Raw genomic sequence first — 15753 nt, 5'->3', positions numbered from 1 at the left:
GAGCACGTCGTACGCGACCTGGACCAGGCGGCGCCCGGGCGAGGTTGTGGGGGCGTCGTGGCCGGGTTCGGGACGCGTGGTCAGGTCGTCAGCAAGCGGCGGACGGGGGTGGTGAGGAGGGGTTCGGCGAGTCGGCGGGTGGCGGGTCGGGGGGCGAGGCGCGCCAGGAGCCAGCCCCAGGAGGCGAGAATGAGCGGGCGGAAGTGCTCGGTTGCGCAGTGCGTGGCGTCGCGGACGATCCACACGGTGGTGGCGTCCCGGTGGCCGAGACCCGTGGTGTCGCCGCGAGGTATGTACTGGTCGTCGGCACCGTTGGCGGCCAGCAGCGGCGTGCTGCCGGGAGCGTCGACGAGGTGGCGCAGGGAGAACTCTTCCAGCAGGGCCGGTGCCTGTTCGGGGGTGGGGAGGCGGTCGAGCCCGGCGGCGTTGGCGACGATGCCAGGCATGCCGTACGGCAGGTCCAGCAGGCTGATGGGCTGGTCGGCGAGGCCGGTGGGACCGCCGATGTCGATTGCCGCGTCGACATCTTCCTGGAGGGCGAGTTTGGCTGCCCAGTGTCCACCGAAGCTGAGTCCGAGGAACCCGATGGGCAGCCCGTACGCGTCGCGGAGCGCCCCGACGGTCCCGGCCAGGACGCGGTCGCCGTCGGCGGAGAGCGGGACCTGGGATTCGCCGGTGCCCGGCATGTCGAGCGCGGCGACCAGCAGACCGGTCAGCCGCGCGGTGGTCACTGCCAGCCGGTGCAGTTCGACCTTCCAGGTGTCAACTCCGCCGCACAGCACGAGGACTCCGCGGCGCTGTTCACGGCGGCGTTCGTAGAGATGGACCGGGACCGGGGTCGTGGTGTCGCGGTAGGGAACCTGCAGGACCTGTCGCTGGAACCGGACCGGAAGCCGGGCCATTTGGTAGGCGGCGTGCTGACGCTCCAACGCGGTGTGCCGCTCCGGGGTGGCCAGGCACGGGAATCTGGCCGCGCCCCACAACTGGGCGGCGAGCAGCCACTGGCCGCGGCGTTCGGCTCGCTCGGCCAGGGAGGCCCACACGGGAAGCCAGCCACTCGGGCCGGTCCCCCACATGTCGGTGATCTCGCCCTGGGCCTGGGCTATCAGGGGTCGGGGAATGCCCCACGCGGCGAACTGCGGGGCACGCTCTTCGAAGATCGCCTGGGGATCCACGGGGAAGATGAACACGCCCATTAGAATGCGAGTAATTCTCAGCTTTCGGCAACTCGCATTGGGCCCGGCATGAACACCCCACGGAAAAGGCCGCGTCAGCAGCGGTCCCAGGAGACCTTCGAGGCGATCCTGGACGCCGCTGCTCAGGTTTTCCAACGCCTTGGGTACGCCGAGGCGACCACCAACAAGATCGCCGAACGGGCCGGAGTGTCGATCGGCTCGCTCTACCAGTACTTCCCCAACAAGGACGCGCTGCTGTACGCGCTCGGCGAGCGGCACGTGCGCCAGCTGGCCGAACGCCTCGGTACCGTCTTCCGCGAGCTGCAGGACACCGGCCCGCCGCTGGAAGAGACGATCCGCACCCTCATCGGCGCCGTGGCCGAGCAGCACCGGATCGACCCGCACACCCACCGGCTGCTGTACGACCAGGCGCCCCGGCCTCCCCAGGCCGCCCGCCAACTCCGCGAACTCCAGGTCGGCTTCGCCGCACACGTCGAAGAGCACCTGCGCCGACTGGGCGTCGGCGGCCCCGATCACTACCTGACCGCCCTGCTCCTCGTCCAAGCCGTCGACGCCCAAGTGCACGGAGCGGTCCTCGATCCCCCACCCGGCCGGACGACACAGCAGTGCATCGAGGCCGCCACAGCCCTTTGTCTCCGCAGCCTCGGCGGCAGTCCGTGAGCGCGGCGTCCGCGAGGGCTCCGGTCAGGTGCCGACGTAGGCCGCGAGGTGCCGGCCGGTGAGGGTGGAGCGGGCGGCGACGAGGTCGGTGGGTGTGCCTTCGAAGACGATCCGGCCGCCGTCGTGGCCGGCGCCGGGGCCGAGGTCGATGATCCAGTCGGCGTGCGCCATGACCGCCTGGTGGTGCTCGATGACGACGACCGACTTCCCGGAGTCGACGAGCCGGTCGAGCAGGCCGAGCAGTTGCTCGACGTCGGCGAGGTGGAGGCCGGTGGTCGGCTCGTCGAGGACGTAGACGCCGCCCTTCTCGGCCATGTGCGTGGCCAGCTTGAGCCGCTGCCGCTCGCCACCGGACAGCGTGGTGAGCGGCTGGCCGAGGGTGAGATAGCCCAGGCCGACGTCCGCCATCCGCGTCAGGATCTTGTGGGCCGCCGGGGTACGCGCCTCGCCGGCGCCGAAGAACTCCTCGGCCTCGGTCACCGACATGGCGAGCACCTCGCTGATGTCACGGCCGCCGAGGTGGTACTCCAGTACCGATGCCTCGAACCGCTTCCCCTCGCACTCTTCGCAGGTGATGGCGACCCCGGCCATCATCGCCAGGTCGGTGTAGACGACGCCGGCGCCGTTGCAGTTGGGGCAGGCGCCCTCGGAGTTGGCACTGAACAGCCCCGGCTTCACACCGTTGGCCTTCGCGAACGCCTTGCGGACCGGGTCGAGCAGCCCGGTGTACGTCGCCGGGTTGCTCCGTCGCGAGCCGCGGATCGCACCCTGGTCGATCGACACCACGCCCTCCGGCGCCGGGATGGAGCCGTGGACGAGCGAGCTCTTGCCGGAGCCGGCGACGCCGGTGACGACACAGAGCACCCCGAGCGGGATGTCGACGTCCACGCTCTGCAGGTTGTTCGTGGTCGCGCCGCGGATCTCCAGCGTGCCGGTGGGCTTGCGCACCGTCTCTTTGAGGGCGGCCCGGTCGTCGAGATGGCGGCCGGTGACGGTACCGCCGGCCCGCAGCCCCCCGACGGTGCCCTCGAAGCAGATGGTGCCGCCCGCCGTACCGGCACCGGGGCCGAGGTCGACGACGTGGTCGGCGATCGCGATCGTCTCCGGCTTGTGCTCCACGACGAGCACCGTGTTGCCCTTGTCCCGCAGTCGCAGCAGCAGGTTGTTCATCCGCTGGATGTCGTGCGGGTGCAGCCCGATGGTGGGTTCGTCGAAGACGTAGGTGACGTCGGTGAGCGAGGAACCGAGGTGGCGGATCATCTTGACGCGCTGCGCCTCGCCGCCCGACAGCGTGCCCGACGACCGGTCGAGCGAGAGGTAGCCCAGCCCGATCTCCACGAACGAGTCGAGCGTCTCCTGCAGCGTTGTGAGCAGCGGCGCCACCGAAGGTTCGTCGAGGTCGCGGACCCATTCGGCCAGGTCGCTGATCTGCATCGCACAGGCGTCGGCGATGCTGATCTTCTTGATCTTCGACGACCGGGCCGCCTCGCTGAGCCGGGTGCCCTCACACTCGGGGCAGGTGGTGAAGGTGACCGCCCGCTCCACGAACGCCCGGATGTGCGGCTGCATCGCCTCCTTGTCCTTGGACAGGAACGACTTCTGGATCTTGGGGATCAGCCCCTCGTAGGTGAGATTCACGCCCTCGACCTTCACCTTGGTCGGCTCCCGGTAGAGGAAGTCCTGCATCTCCTTCTTGGTGAACTTGCGGATCGGCTTGTCCGGGTCGAGGAAGCCCGACTCGGCATAGAGCCGCACGGTCCAGAAGCTGTCCGATTTCCAGCCGGGAATGGTGAAAGCGCCCTCGGCGATCGACTTGGAGTCGTCGTAGAGCTGGGTGAGATCGATGTCGGAGACCGTGCCCCGGCCTTCGCAGCGCGTACACATGCCCCCTGTGCGGGAGAAGGTCGCTTTCACGGTTCTGGTCTTGTCAGCACCGCGTTCGACCGTGATCCCCCCGCTCGCCCGGACCGAGGCGGTGTTGAAGGAGAACGCGGCGGGCGAGCCGATGTGCGGCTCCCCGAGTCGGCTGAAGAGGATGCGCAGCATCGCGTTTGCGTCGGTGGCCGTGCCGACCGTGGAACGGGGGTCCGCCCCCATCCGCTGCTGGTCGACGATGATCGCAGTCGTCAGCCCTTCGAGTACGTCGACCTCGGGCCGGGCCTGGGTCGGCATGAAGCCCTGCACGAAGGTGCTGTAGGTCTCGTTGATCATCCGCTGTGACTCCGCGGCGATCGTGCTGAACACCAGCGAGCTCTTGCCCGAGCCGGAAACACCGGTGAACACCGTCAGTCGGCGCTTCGGGATCTCGACGCTGACGTCCCTGAGGTTGTTCTCCCGCGCGCCGTGCACGCGGATCAAATCGTGGCTGTCGGCAACGTGCAGCGCAGGCGACTGCGTGTCCGGCCTCGTGGTCATGCTCTTCGTCTCTCCATCTGTCAGGCGGGGCCCCGCTCCTGCGGCGGTACGACGATCTCGAGGACCCGCGCCTGGGGTTCACGATCACGCGCGGGGCGCGGTGCGGGCCCAGCCCCCGCCGAAGGGCGAGTCGCCGCGCGGCGCCCGAGGCCGTCGTGTGGTGGTGGCGCAGCCGTTGGGAAAACTGCGCCAAGTATGACCCCCTGGTCCGAGTGCGAACCAGGGGTCGAGCCGGGAAGCTGCCGCCGCGCAAACCGGCTCAGCGGGCCTCCACAGCCCCTACGGAATACGCTGCCAACTCCGCGAAGAACGCCGTCGAGAGATGCTCGAACGGCCGGGCATTACGCCTTGGGCTTCTGCTGGATCCGCACCATGTTGCCCGAGGGGTCCCGGAATGCGCAGTCACGCGGTCCCCAGGGCTGGTCGATGGGCTCCTGCAGTACCTCGGCGCCGGATGCCCGTACTCGCTCGAAGGTCGCGTCGAGATCGTCGGTGCTGAAGACGGTCATCGGCAGAACGCCCTTGACCAGCAGCTCTTGCAGGGCGTCGCCGTCGGCCTGCGAACGGCCGGCGTGCGGTTCCGAGAGCACGATCTCGAGGTCCGGCTGTGCCGCGCTGCCGAGGGTGACCCAGCGGAATTCGCCGTAAGCGACGTCGTTGCGCACTTCGAGGCCGAGAGCGTCGCGATAGAAGGCGAGCGACTCGTCCAGCTCGTTGACGGTGATGTGGCAGTACTGGAGTGCGATGGTCATGCCACCGACGTTAAGCGGCGGGGGCGCCGTCCGCTTCTCGAATCCTGCTCGGCGGATTCCGCACCGGGCGGGTGCGCACCTTCGCCACGCACGCGGGCATCGCCGCCACGGCGCTGTGCTCCCGGCTGCGGTACGCACTCGGCGTCTCCCCCACGAGCTCGGTGAACCGCGAGCTGAACGAGCCGAGCGACGTACAGCCGACCGCCATGCACGCGTCGGTCACGCTCATGCCCCCGCGCAGCAGCGCCATCGCCCGCTCGATCCGGCGGGTCATGAGATAGCTGTACGGCGTCTCGCCATAGGCCGCCCGGAACCGTCGCGAGAAGTGCGCCGGCGACATGAGCGCGCGGCGTGCCATCGTCGGCACATCGAGCGGCTGCGCGTACTCCCGGTCGATCAGATCCCGCGCTCGGCGCAGATGTGCGAGATTGGCGAGATCTTCCGGAGTCATGGGGTCGACGCTACCAAGGGCTCCCCCATATCTGCACCGCCCTCACTGGCGCCACCACTCCACGACGCTGCATCGCGTGCAACCGTGTCGGCTGCCGGTCAGAGCTGAGCGGTGATCCGTTGAGCCAGCCCTTCGAGGAGCTCTTGAAGGCCGGCTGCGGCCAGGTCGAACTGACCGAACCATGAGGCGGTGGTCGACCGCCATACCCGCCCGGAGCCTGCCAGCGCAAACAGATGGCCGCCGCCGTCGCTGGCGAACACCACGGCAGGCTCTTCCCCGTCGAGGTGAATGGACCCGTACTCGCGGAAGTGGCTTGCGACCATTGAGGACGGATGGAGGAAAAAGCCGCTGTCCACATCAGGCAGCGAGACCTCTTCGACCACCCAGTACACCGTTGTCAGATCCGAGGGGATCGGCGTCAGTTCCACGAGCGCGTCCGTCGCCCGGTGGCTCTCCTCCGTTGCGCGCGCGATGACGTTTCTGCCGGGCGGAAAGCCGTGCCGTGCCTGAAACGAGTGCACAAGCTCCGTGAGCGCGGCATCCGTCTGCTCGCACCAGGCCCGAACCCACTCGGCTGCAAGCCGCTGACCAGCCACGTTCACCCCTCGCCCCCGGATGACTCGCCCTCCACGAGCCCGGAAGAAGATACAGCAGCGCCCACAAAAACCCAGGCGTCGGCCCTCAGGTCGACCATGCCCGGCCCCGCCACCAGCCCGGCCGCTGCGCCGAGATGCGCAAACGACGGCCGCGTCGCAGTCTGGGACGAAGCGGGTCAGGGCATCCAGGCGCCCGGCTGAACTGCGAGGACGAGGTTCCGGGAATCCGTGACCCCACGGCTGCGGAGGGAGGTCGGGCGGTGCGACAGGCGTCGCGGGTGGCGAGCTGTCTGTGCGATTTCGACTCCTCGGTCGCTTCGGTGCGGGCGGTGAGCCGGTTTCTGCGGGGCCGTTCTTTCGGGGGGCTCGGTGTGATGCCCGGGTCTGCGCGGCTGGCGGACGGGCTCGCCCGCTTGCCTTCCGCCGCGCGACGCCGTGCCTTCGTTCTCGCGGGGGATCTGCAGAGCACGCGGCCCGGCCTGGTGAGCGGGCTCCGCGCCGAAGACCTGGCCCGGTGGACCACCTCGCGGTACGGCCCGGGGCCGTATCCGGCTGTCTTCGTCGGTGCGGTCAGCGGTGCGGCGGTGCATCTGGCGGCGGCCATGGGAGCACCCGTTCTGCCGCAGACTTTCCTCATCCCCGTACGAGCACGGCTGGACCCGGACCAGCCGCAAGCCGCGCTGGAAGCCGGGCGCGCGCTGGGGCGGCACATGGCCGACGTCAACCCTGAGCTGTCCTTGTGCCATATGCACGATCCCAGTCAGGACCGCGCGATGCTCGTGCGCTTCATGTACTTCCGGTTCAAGCGGCTGCAACTCGGCCCGGTGCTGACGCGCTTCCTCGAACAGCAGCTCGCACCCGGCGGGACGATCTTCGTCGTGGACTGCACGCTGCGGTGGCCGATGACGGTGCTCGGCGACCGGCACCGCTTCCAGTTCGGTGCGCTGGGCGGCATGCCCGCGCATGAGTACGCGGACGGCAGCGAGGAGATCGCCCGGCATCTGGCCGAACAAGGGTCACCCGTGCGTCGCTGGGAGGCACCGCCACCGGACGAGACGTACCCGGAGGCCGAGTGGGGGTACGACGATGCCCTCACCGCCGACCTCCGCGCACTGGCCGCCCGCCGGGGGCACCCGGTCCGACGCATCACCATCGGCGAACCGGAGCACCTCAGTCCGCTGGTCGCCGAGTTGCACCGCTGGTGGCTGCGCCGGCTCGGCAGGCCCGCTGATCGTCTTCTGGTCGAGTCCTACAACCAGTGGGAGCCGTACTGGACGCTGCGGCTGGGGGCCGTGCCGTTCTGGCTGCAGTTCACCGCGCGTTCCTCGTACCGGCTGCTGGAGAGTTACCTGGAGCGGTCGCCGACCGGCACTTACCGGCGCGTCGATGTCAATCTCTTCTCCAACGGGCTCCGCGCGGTGGGTCAGGTTCCGGCCGAGGACTGGGACATGCTGGCCGGTCGGTATGGAACTGAGGCCGGCGGCACGCTGGGGGTGGACCGGCGTGCCTTTCCCGAGGACATCGGCAGCACGCTGCGCTGGGGTCCGGCGCTGGCGGCCCAGCCGGAGCGGTATCCCTTGCCCCCTCGGCTGACGATCCAGGAGCTGGACGCTTTTCTGGACCAGCAGCGGGGCACCGAGGCGGCACGGCTCGCCACCTTCGAGAGCGTGGACGAGGGCAGCCCGTGACGCGCCGGGGTGACGCCGCTGCCGGATCTCGGGCCTTTCCTGCCCGGACGGTCGTCGCCTACCACGACGGGGTGCTGGGACGGATGCGCAGCCGGTCCGTCGGTGCCCCCCGCCCGGGAGTCCCGGAAGTCGTTCTCGTCCAGGGCCTGGCCGTGGCCGACTATCTGCTGCCGGGCCTCGCCGCGTTCGGCCGGTGGACGCGTGCCCATCTGGTCGAGCTGCCGGGGTTCGGGGGCAGCGGCGAGCCTCCGCACGAGCTGGACGTGCCGGAGTTCGGCCGGTGCGTCGCCGACTGGCTCACTGCCCGCGACCTGCACCGTGTCGTGCTGGCCGGGCACTCCAGCGGCACGCAGGTCGCCGCACGGGCGGCTGTCGACCACCCGAACGTAGCCGCAGTCGTGCTGGCCAGCCCGACAGTCGACCCCGCGGCGCGAGGCTGGCTGCGACTGCTGGCCCGCTGGAGGCTGGACTCCCGCCGGGAACCGGCCGGGTTGGGCCCCTCCCACCGCCCCGAGTGGAAACGCGCCGGCCCCAAGCGGCTCCTCCACACCGTCGGCGCCCATCTGAAGGAGCCGCTGGAGGCTTCCGTACGCCGCCTGGCCGTCCCTGTTCTGGTTCTGCACGGCCGGCAGGACGTGATCGGTACCAGGCGCTGGGCCCTTCGGCTCGCCGCCCTGCCGCCGGACGGCCGCTTTGCCGATGTGCCGGGAGCCCACACTTTTCCCTGGCTCGACCCCGAAGCCTGGTCGGAGCCCGTGCGGCACCTCGCGGAAGAGGTGGCCTCCCGCCCGTGAGCGAGACCGCAGGCCCGCACGCATCACGCCGTTGGGTGGCGGCCGTGCGTGATCAGCTCACGTGGGCGCCTTCTGCTCGCCACACCCTTCACCGCATAACGCGCAAAGATTAAAAAGTGGTGCAAATATGGACGGCGACATGTTGGAAAGTGCGGTGGGTGCCGGCAGACCGGGAGGCGCGAGGGTGGATCATCCGGCTCAGGCGGAGCGCAACGCGATCTCCGCGTACGGAGCGGGTCCCGCGTACACCGGGTTCGACCGGATCCGCGCCGTTGCCGACGCCATCTGCTACGAGGGCTACCTGCTCTACCCGTACCGCCGCTCCTCGCCCAAGAACCGGGTGCGTTGGCAGTTCGGCGTGCTCGCGCCCCGGCACTGGGTCGACGCCGACGGTCCGGTCCCGGCGAGCGTGGCCGGTTCGGTGGAGTCCTGGCAGCAGCAGACCGCGTGCCTGATCGAGGCCGCACCTGGCGCCGTGCTCCGCGTTCTGGTGCGGTTCCTCCAGCTGCAGAGCAAGCACGTCGAGCGCCGCGCACACCGGGACGGACCGTGGGAGTTCGTGGAGTCGCTGGAGGTGAACGGCGAGCTCCAGCTGTCCTTCGACGAGGCAGTGCCCCACGAGACCGTCATCGAACTGCCGCTGGCCGAGCTGCTGGAGGGAGAGCGGACATATCCCGTCGGCGCGCCCGGCGGCGAGGAGACGACCGTACTCGCCGACAGCAGTGACCACGGCCAGTCCGTACGGGTGGTGCGCCGACGACGGCCGGTCCGGGCGCGTACCGCCCTGCGCGTCGACACGCTGGAGGGCCCCGAGGGGCTCAACCGGCTGATCGTCCGTACGGAGAACACCGACGACGCCCTGCCCCCGGACACGCCCCGGGAGGAGGCGCTGGCCCACGCGCTGCTGGCCACCCACACCTTGCTGGGCGGCGACGGCCTGGAGTTCGTCTCCCTGATCGACCCGCCGGCCCGGGCCCGGCCGTACGCGCGTGCCTGCCGGAATCTGCACACCTTCCCCGTGCTGGCCGGGGACGAGGGCACCCGGCAGACGATGTTCTCCTCGCCGATCCTGCTGGGCGACCATCCGCAGATCGCCCCGGAGAGCCCGGGGGATCTGCACGACGCCGCGGAGATCGACGAGATTCTCTCGCTGCGCACCCTGCTGCTGACCGACGAGGAGAAGCGGGAGGCGCGGGCCACCGATCCGCGCGCCGCCGCCATTCTCGACCGGGTCGAGAACATGCCGCAGGACGTCTTCACCCGGCTGCACGGCGCGATCCGCTCCCTGGAACCGGCCCGCCCTGCCCGGTCGACCGGGCCCGACCCGGCCGTGCCGCGCGCCGAGCCCGCGCCCCGGAACAACATCCCCTGGTGGAAGGAGGGCGGGGACGAGGGGCTGAGTCCGGCGACCGACAGCGTGCTGGTCGGCGGTGTCGCGGTGCGGCGCGGCGACCGGGTGCGGCTGTGCCCCGGAGGCCGCGGCGCCGATGCGCAGGACATGTTCCTCGTCGGCCGCACCGCTCAGGTCGAGGGGGTCTTCCACGATGTGGACGGCAGCGTACGCCTCGCCGTGTCGGTGCAGGACGATCCCGCCGCTGAACTGAACGCCTGGTACGGCCGGTTCTTCTACTTCCGCCCCGATGAGGTCCAGCGCTTGGACGGTGCCGGTTCCGCTTCCCCCGACGAAGAGAGGCCCGATGGATGCCATCGAACTGTTGAAGCATGACCATCGGATGGTCGAGCAGCTCTTCCGCGACTACCGCGGGGCCGCCTCAGCGCGTCAGCGACGTGCCGTGGTGGAGACGGTGATCCGGGAGCTGTCCAAGCACGCGGCTATCGAAGAACTGATGGTCTATCCGCTGGCCCGGAAGGTCCTGGCGGACGGGCAGCAGGAGATCGAAGAACACCTCGCGGAACACATGGGCATGAAGAGGACGCTCCTGGCCCTCGATCAGCTGCCTGCCGCCGGCCGGCACAGCGAGACCTATCCGGACGGGCACCGTGGCGGGGAGGGGGACGAGCAGATCTTCGAGCAGACCGACCGGCTGATGGCCGAGCTCCAACGGGAGGTCGAGGAGCATGTGGCCGAGGAAGAAGGGCTGATGCTTCCCAAGCTGCGCGCGGCCCTCGACCAGCAGACCCTCGACGAACTCGCCCGTGAACTGAAGAAAGCGAAACGGACGGCGCCGAGCCGGCCGCATCCGCGCGCCCCCGACCAGCCGCCTGCCCTCGCCATGGCGGCCCCTGTCGCAGGCGTCTACGACCGACTGCGCGACCGGCTGCAAGGGAGGCCGACGACATGACGATCGAGAGCGGCACCACCCGGACGAGTGAGCATCCGCCAGGGGCCGAGGAGCGGCAAGGGTTCGACGAGCTCGACATTCTCTGGATCTCGGAGGGGATGAGCTGCGACGGCGACACCGTTTCGATGACGGCCGCCGGGCAGCCTGCCGTCGAAGACCTTGTCCTCGGCCTCGTTCCGGGCCTGCCGAAGATCAATCTGCACAACAAGGTGCTCTCGCCCACCACCGGCGGCGAGGAGTTCCTCGCCCCGTTCCGCAAGGCGGCCCGCGGTGAGGCAAAGAACCCGTTCATTCTCGTCGTCGAGGGCTCGATCCCCAACCAGAACATCATCGAGGGCGACGGCTACTGGACCTCCTTCGGCAACGACGAGGAGACCGGCGAGCCGCTCACCCTCAACTGGTGGCTCGACCGCCTCGCGCACCGGGCCTGGGCGGTCGTCGCGGCGGGCACGTGCGCCACGTACGGCGGCATCCACGCGATGGCGGGGAACCCCACCGGCTGCATGGGTCTGGCGGACTACCTCGGGTGGGACTTCAGGTCGCAGGGCGCGCTGCCTATCGTCAACGTGCCGGGCTGCCCCATCCAGCCGGAGAACTTCATGGAGACCCTGACCTGGGTGCTCCACCACGCCGCCGGGGCCGCGCCGCCGCCTCCGCTCGACCACATGCTGCGGCCGCAGTGGCTGTTCGGCAAGACCGTGCACGAGGGCTGCGACCGGGCCGCCTACTACGAGCAGGGCGACTTCGCGAAGGACTACAACTCGCCCAAGTGCCAGGTGAAGGTGGGCTGCTGGGGCCCGGTGGTCAACTGCAACGTGCCCAAGCGCGGCTGGATGTCCGGCATCGGCGGCTGCCCCAACGTGGGCGGCATCTGCATCGGCTGCACGATGCCGGGCTTCCCCGACGCCTTCATGCCGTTCATGGACGAGCCCGCCGGCAGCAGCCTCTCCTCCATCCTGATCCGGCCCTACGGCGCGTTCATCCGGCGGATGCGCGGCATCACCAATATCGCCGTCAACCAGGAACCCAAGTGGCACCACAACCGGCCCGAACTGACCAGCGGCTACGCCCCGCGCTGGCGCCCCTGACCCAGGCGCTTCCCCGAGCACGGACGACATCCAGACCAGGTAAGGACTGATATGACGGCAACCGCGGAGCGGGCCAAGGCGGAGCGCAAGACGCCGCAAATGGTCGACATGTCCTGGGACCCGATCACCCGGATCATCGGCAACCTCGGCATCTACACGAAGATCGACTTCGCCAACCGGGAAGTGACCGAGTGCCGCAGCACCTCGTCGCTCTTCCGGGGCTACTCGGTCTTCATGCGGGGGAAGGACCCGCGGGACGCCGGCTTCATCACCAGCCGTATCTGCGGCATCTGCGGCGACAACCACACCACCTGCTCCAACTACGCGCAGCAGATGGCCTACGGGGTCAAACCCCCGCCGCTCGCCGAGCACATCACCAACCTCGGCGAGGCCGCCGAGTACATGTTCGACCACACCATCTTCCAGGACAACATGGTGTTCGTCGACTTCTGCGAGGCCATGGTCAAGGCCACCAACCCCGGCGTGCTGGCCAAGGCCGAGAAGACCCCGGCACCTCACGGGGACATCCACGGCTACCGCACCATCGCCGACATCATGCGTGCCTTCAACCCGTTCGAGGGGGCGGTCTACAAGGAGGCGCTGCACGTCAGCCGGGTCACGCGCGAGATGTTCTGCAAGATGGAGGGACGCCACGTCCACCCGTCGACGATGTATCCGGGCGGCGTGGGCACGATGCCGACGCCCACCACCTTCACCGACTACCTCAGCCGGCTGATGAAGATCCTCGACTTCGTCAAGAAGTCCGTCGTCATGAACGACGACGTCTTCGATTTCTTCTACGAGGCACTGCCCGGTTACGAGGAAGTGGGCCGCCGCCGGATCATGCTCGGCTGCTGGGGCGCCTGGCAGCACTACAAGACGGTCGACTACCGGTACGAGAACATGAACACCTGGGGCAAGGCGATGTACGTCACCCCCGGCATCATCGTCGACGGAAAACTGGTCACCAACAATCTCGTCGACATCAACCTCGGCATGCGCATCCTGCTGGGCAGCTCCTACTACGAGGACTGGGTGAACGAAGAGCCGTTCGTCACCCACGACCCGCTCGGCAACCCCGTCGACATGCGCCACCCCTGGAACCAGACGACCGTCCCCGCACCGCAGAAGCGTGACTTCGACGACAAGTACAGCTGGGTGATGAGCCCCCGCTGGTTCGACAAGGGCACCGGCGACCACCTGGCCCTGGACACCGGCGGCGGCCCGCTGGCCCGGCTGTGGTCGACGGCGCTCAACGGGCTGGTGGACACCCCCTACGTCAAGGCCACCGGGCACAGCGTGAAGATCACTCTTCCCAAGAGCAGCCAGCTGCCGGAGACGACGCTCGAGTGGAAGATCCCCAAGTGGTCGAACACGCTGGAGCGGGACCGGGCCCGCCCCTATTTCGTCGCCTACTCCGCCGCCATGGCGTTCGACTTCGTCGACCGGGCGCTGAACCTGGTACGCGCCGGCGACACCAAGATCTTCACCGACTACGAGCTGCCCGACGAGGGGATCGGCTGCGGCTTCCACGAAGCGGTACGCGGCGTGCTGTCGCACCACCTGGTGATCAAGGACAAGAAGATCGCCAACTACCACCCGTATCCGCCGACCCCCTGGAACGCCAGCCCTCAGGACAACTACGGCAACCCGGGCCCGTACGAGGACGCCGTGCAAGGCCAGCCGATCTTCGAGGAGAACGGGCCGGACGACTTCAAGGGGGTGGACATCATGCGCACCGTCCGCAGCTTCGACCCCTGCCTCCCCTGCGGTGTCCATATGTACCTCGGCAAGGGCAAGGAGCTTCAGCAGACGCACTCACCGATGTTCGGCGCGGGCGCCGGGACGGGACCGGGCCATGGGTGAGGCACCCCGGCTGGCTGACGCGGACGTCGAACAGCGCCTGGCCCGCCTCGACGAACTCCTCGAACGTGTCGAGGGCGTCGCCGGACCGACCGCCGACGCGGCGCTGGAGGCCGTACGTGGCCTGACGGAGATCTACGGCGAGGCGCTGGCGCGGATCCGCGATCTCGCCGGACCCGAACTGGCCGCCCGGCTGACCGAGGACCAATTGGTGGGCCACCTCCTGGTGCTGCACGAACTGCACCCCGATCCGGTCGAGCGCCGCGTCGCCACCGCCGTCGACCGCATGGCGGAGGTGCTGCGCGAGCGCGGCGCCGCCCTCGAACTCGTCGGCATCGACGGGCCGGTGGCCTCCGTACGGCTCACCACCAAGGGGTGCGGCGGCTCCGCGTCCGGCATCGAGGAAGCCGTGCGCGAGGCGGTGCTGGCCGCGGCGCCCGAACTCTCCGGCGTACGCCGGGTGGCGGACGAACCGGCCCCCGCCTTCGTCCCCCTGGAGACGCTGCTGCCCGCCACCGCACCGGCCGCGGGGGCGCCATGACCACCGGTGCCCTCGCCCGCGTCATCCGCCAGGCCGCCGCCCAGCGCGGTGGCCGGGGCGAGGACGCCGAACGCTGCGACCTGTGCGCGGCGCCGGTGCCCGCCGAGCAGCACCGGCATCTGCTCGACACCACCGCGGACCAGGTGCTGTGCGCCTGCTGGCCGTGCTCCGTGCTGTTCGTACGGGACGCCGCGGGCGAGGGCCACTACCGGCTGATCCCGCAGCGCCGGGAACGTCTGGGCCCGGTGCCGACCGCGACGCTGGGCGTTCCGGTCGGGCTCGCCTTTTTCGTACCGCGCACCGACGGCAGCGTACGCGCCCACTACCCCAGCCCCGCCGGTCCGACCCGGTGGGAGGTCGATCCCGAGGCGTGGCGCGAGACCGTCGGGCAGTGCCCCGAACTGGCCACCCTGGCGGTCGATGTGGAAGCGCTGCTCGTCAACTCCGTCCAGGGTCGCGCACAGCACTGGATCGTCCCGGTCGACGACTGCTTCCGCATGGTGGCCGTCGTACGGCGCGAGTGGCGGGGCCTGTCCGGCGGCAGCCGGGTGTGGCCCGAGATCGACCGGTTCTTCGCCGGACTGACCGAATGCCGAAGGTGACGCAACAGCGCGGCACCAAGGAGTGCGAGGAGGAGCCATGGGCCGTATCCGCATCGGAAAGCCCCACGTCAAGCCGGACGCCCCCAACCATGTGCGGGGCATGCACCAGGGCAACAAGGGCCTCTACAACCGCCAGCCCGGCCACCACAAGGACGGCACGGCAGACGCGCGGCGCTCGACCGGCGTCCACTGGAAGAAGCACAACGCCATCATGAAGATCATGCCGAACATCTCGCCCGGCTGAGAGCTCCGGACCCGAGGGGGCTCACAGGGGGGAAGAAACTGAGGAGCGGCACATGCGGCAACGTCACACCGGCCCCTGCCGGGCCAAGCGGGTCCTGATCGGCCAGGGCACGGTGATCGGCCTGCTCGGCCTGGCGATGTTCCTGCGGGAACTCCCGGGCCTGGTACGCGAAGTTCGGATCTGGCGCATGGTCGGTTTCGGCGCCGGGCCCCGCCACCCGCGCTGAAGCTCGGCCACGTCCCGGCCGGACGGGTGGGCGCAGGCCCCTCACCGGGGCGCAATGGGCAGAACGAGCTGCGGCAGCCGACCGTTCTCGGGCACGAGGCCAGCGGGGTGGTGGTGGCCGGGGGCCGGGGCGGGGGGTGGTGCCGGGTACTCCGGTGGCGGACGAACCGGCCGTGGGATGCGGGACCTGTCCCACGTGCCGGTCGGGCCGCTACAACCTCTGTCCTGACGGCACCTGTTACGGCTCGCCGCCCACACACGGCGCATTCTCCGAGTACGTCATCGCGCCGAGCCGCGCCGTCCACCCGCTGCCCGGTGGCGTCCCGCCGTTCGTG

16 protein-coding genes and 1 pseudogene are annotated in these 15753 nt (G+C 69.7%); 12 read left to right on the top strand and 5 right to left on the bottom strand.

Annotation, left to right across the window (positions count from 1 at the left end; all coding sequences use genetic code 11):
- Positions 1 to 80: 80 nt before the first annotated feature.
- Complete coding sequence (locus ACTWQF_RS17390; protein WP_443280311.1) at positions 81 to 1190, bottom strand: alpha/beta hydrolase; 1110 nt, start codon at positions 1188 to 1190, stop codon at positions 81 to 83.
- A 54-nt stretch (positions 1191 to 1244) separates the two neighbouring features.
- Here ACTWQF_RS17390 and ACTWQF_RS17385 point away from each other — a divergent pair, with 54 nt between their 5' ends.
- Positions 1245 to 1856, top strand: coding sequence for a TetR/AcrR family transcriptional regulator (locus ACTWQF_RS17385; RefSeq protein ID WP_443280310.1), 612 nt, complete (start codon positions 1245 to 1247; stop codon positions 1854 to 1856).
- Between the two features lie 24 nt (positions 1857 to 1880).
- On the opposite strand, the gene ACTWQF_RS17380 is transcribed toward ACTWQF_RS17385, so the two are convergent.
- From ACTWQF_RS17380 to ACTWQF_RS17365, 4 genes are all read right to left on the bottom strand, one after another.
- Entirely contained in the window at positions 1881 to 4271 is a 2391-nt protein-coding gene (locus ACTWQF_RS17380; RefSeq protein ID WP_443280309.1) for an ATP-binding cassette domain-containing protein, read from the bottom strand.
- A gap of 341 nt (positions 4272 to 4612) precedes the next feature.
- Positions 4613 to 5023, bottom strand: coding sequence for a VOC family protein (locus ACTWQF_RS17375; protein ID WP_443280308.1), 411 nt, complete (start codon positions 5021 to 5023; stop codon positions 4613 to 4615).
- Between the two features lie 10 nt (positions 5024 to 5033).
- The gene (locus ACTWQF_RS17370; RefSeq protein ID WP_443280307.1) at positions 5034 to 5474 is read right to left on the bottom strand and encodes a helix-turn-helix transcriptional regulator; all 441 of its coding nucleotides are present in this window, start codon (positions 5472 to 5474) and stop codon (positions 5034 to 5036) included.
- A gap of 98 nt (positions 5475 to 5572) precedes the next feature.
- Positions 5573 to 6070, bottom strand: a complete 498-nt coding sequence (locus tag ACTWQF_RS17365) for a hypothetical protein (RefSeq protein WP_443280306.1) — start codon at positions 6068 to 6070, stop codon at positions 5573 to 5575.
- Between the two features lie 260 nt (positions 6071 to 6330).
- Here ACTWQF_RS17365 and ACTWQF_RS17360 point away from each other — a divergent pair, with 260 nt between their 5' ends.
- The 11 genes and pseudogenes from ACTWQF_RS17360 to ACTWQF_RS17310 all read left to right on the top strand — a co-directional run.
- The gene (locus ACTWQF_RS17360) at positions 6331 to 7758 is read left to right on the top strand and encodes a hypothetical protein (protein ID WP_443280305.1); all 1428 of its coding nucleotides are present in this window, start codon (positions 6331 to 6333) and stop codon (positions 7756 to 7758) included.
- Positions 7755 to 8552: an alpha/beta fold hydrolase gene (locus ACTWQF_RS17355; RefSeq protein ID WP_443280304.1), complete on the top strand. Its 798-nt coding sequence runs from the start codon at positions 7755 to 7757 to the stop codon at positions 8550 to 8552. The genes ACTWQF_RS17360 and ACTWQF_RS17355 overlap by 4 nt, the downstream gene beginning before the upstream one ends.
- A 139-nt stretch (positions 8553 to 8691) precedes the next feature.
- Entirely contained in the window at positions 8692 to 10278 is a 1587-nt protein-coding gene (locus ACTWQF_RS17350) for a hypothetical protein (RefSeq protein WP_443280303.1), read from the top strand.
- Positions 10250 to 10855 carry a hemerythrin domain-containing protein gene (locus ACTWQF_RS17345; RefSeq protein ID WP_443280302.1) on the top strand — a complete coding sequence of 202 codons (606 nt, stop codon included), beginning with the start codon at positions 10250 to 10252 and terminating at the stop codon, positions 10853 to 10855. Before ACTWQF_RS17350 ends, ACTWQF_RS17345 begins: the two co-directional genes overlap by 29 nt.
- Positions 10852 to 11943: a hydrogenase expression protein HypE gene (locus ACTWQF_RS17340; RefSeq protein ID WP_443280301.1), complete on the top strand. Its 1092-nt coding sequence runs from the start codon at positions 10852 to 10854 to the stop codon at positions 11941 to 11943. Before ACTWQF_RS17345 ends, ACTWQF_RS17340 begins: the two co-directional genes overlap by 4 nt.
- Positions 11944 to 11994: 51 nt before the next feature.
- The gene (locus tag ACTWQF_RS17335; protein WP_443280300.1) at positions 11995 to 13809 is read left to right on the top strand and encodes a nickel-dependent hydrogenase large subunit; all 1815 of its coding nucleotides are present in this window, start codon (positions 11995 to 11997) and stop codon (positions 13807 to 13809) included.
- Entirely contained in the window at positions 13802 to 14347 is a 546-nt protein-coding gene (locus ACTWQF_RS17330; protein ID WP_443280299.1) for a NifU family protein, read from the top strand. The genes ACTWQF_RS17335 and ACTWQF_RS17330 overlap by 8 nt, the downstream gene beginning before the upstream one ends.
- Complete coding sequence (locus tag ACTWQF_RS17325; protein ID WP_443280298.1) at positions 14344 to 14949, top strand: DUF5947 family protein; 606 nt, start codon at positions 14344 to 14346, stop codon at positions 14947 to 14949. The genes ACTWQF_RS17330 and ACTWQF_RS17325 overlap by 4 nt, the downstream gene beginning before the upstream one ends.
- Before the next feature lie 37 nt (positions 14950 to 14986).
- Complete coding sequence (locus ACTWQF_RS17320) at positions 14987 to 15193, top strand: hypothetical protein (protein WP_443280297.1); 207 nt, start codon at positions 14987 to 14989, stop codon at positions 15191 to 15193.
- Positions 15194 to 15245: 52 nt separating this feature from the next.
- Complete coding sequence (locus tag ACTWQF_RS17315) at positions 15246 to 15419, top strand: hypothetical protein (RefSeq protein ID WP_443280296.1); 174 nt, start codon at positions 15246 to 15248, stop codon at positions 15417 to 15419.
- 136 nt (positions 15420 to 15555) lie between these two features.
- Positions 15556 to 15720, top strand: a pseudogene (locus ACTWQF_RS17310) (alcohol dehydrogenase catalytic domain-containing protein); the annotation flags it as partial.
- Between the last annotated feature and the right edge of the window lie 33 nt (positions 15721 to 15753).

This window comes from Streptomyces sp. 8N114 (assembly GCF_052245835.1).
Lineage (GTDB): Bacteria > Actinomycetota > Actinomycetes > Streptomycetales > Streptomycetaceae > Streptomyces.
This window is presented reverse-complemented; position numbering and strand designations above follow the sequence as displayed.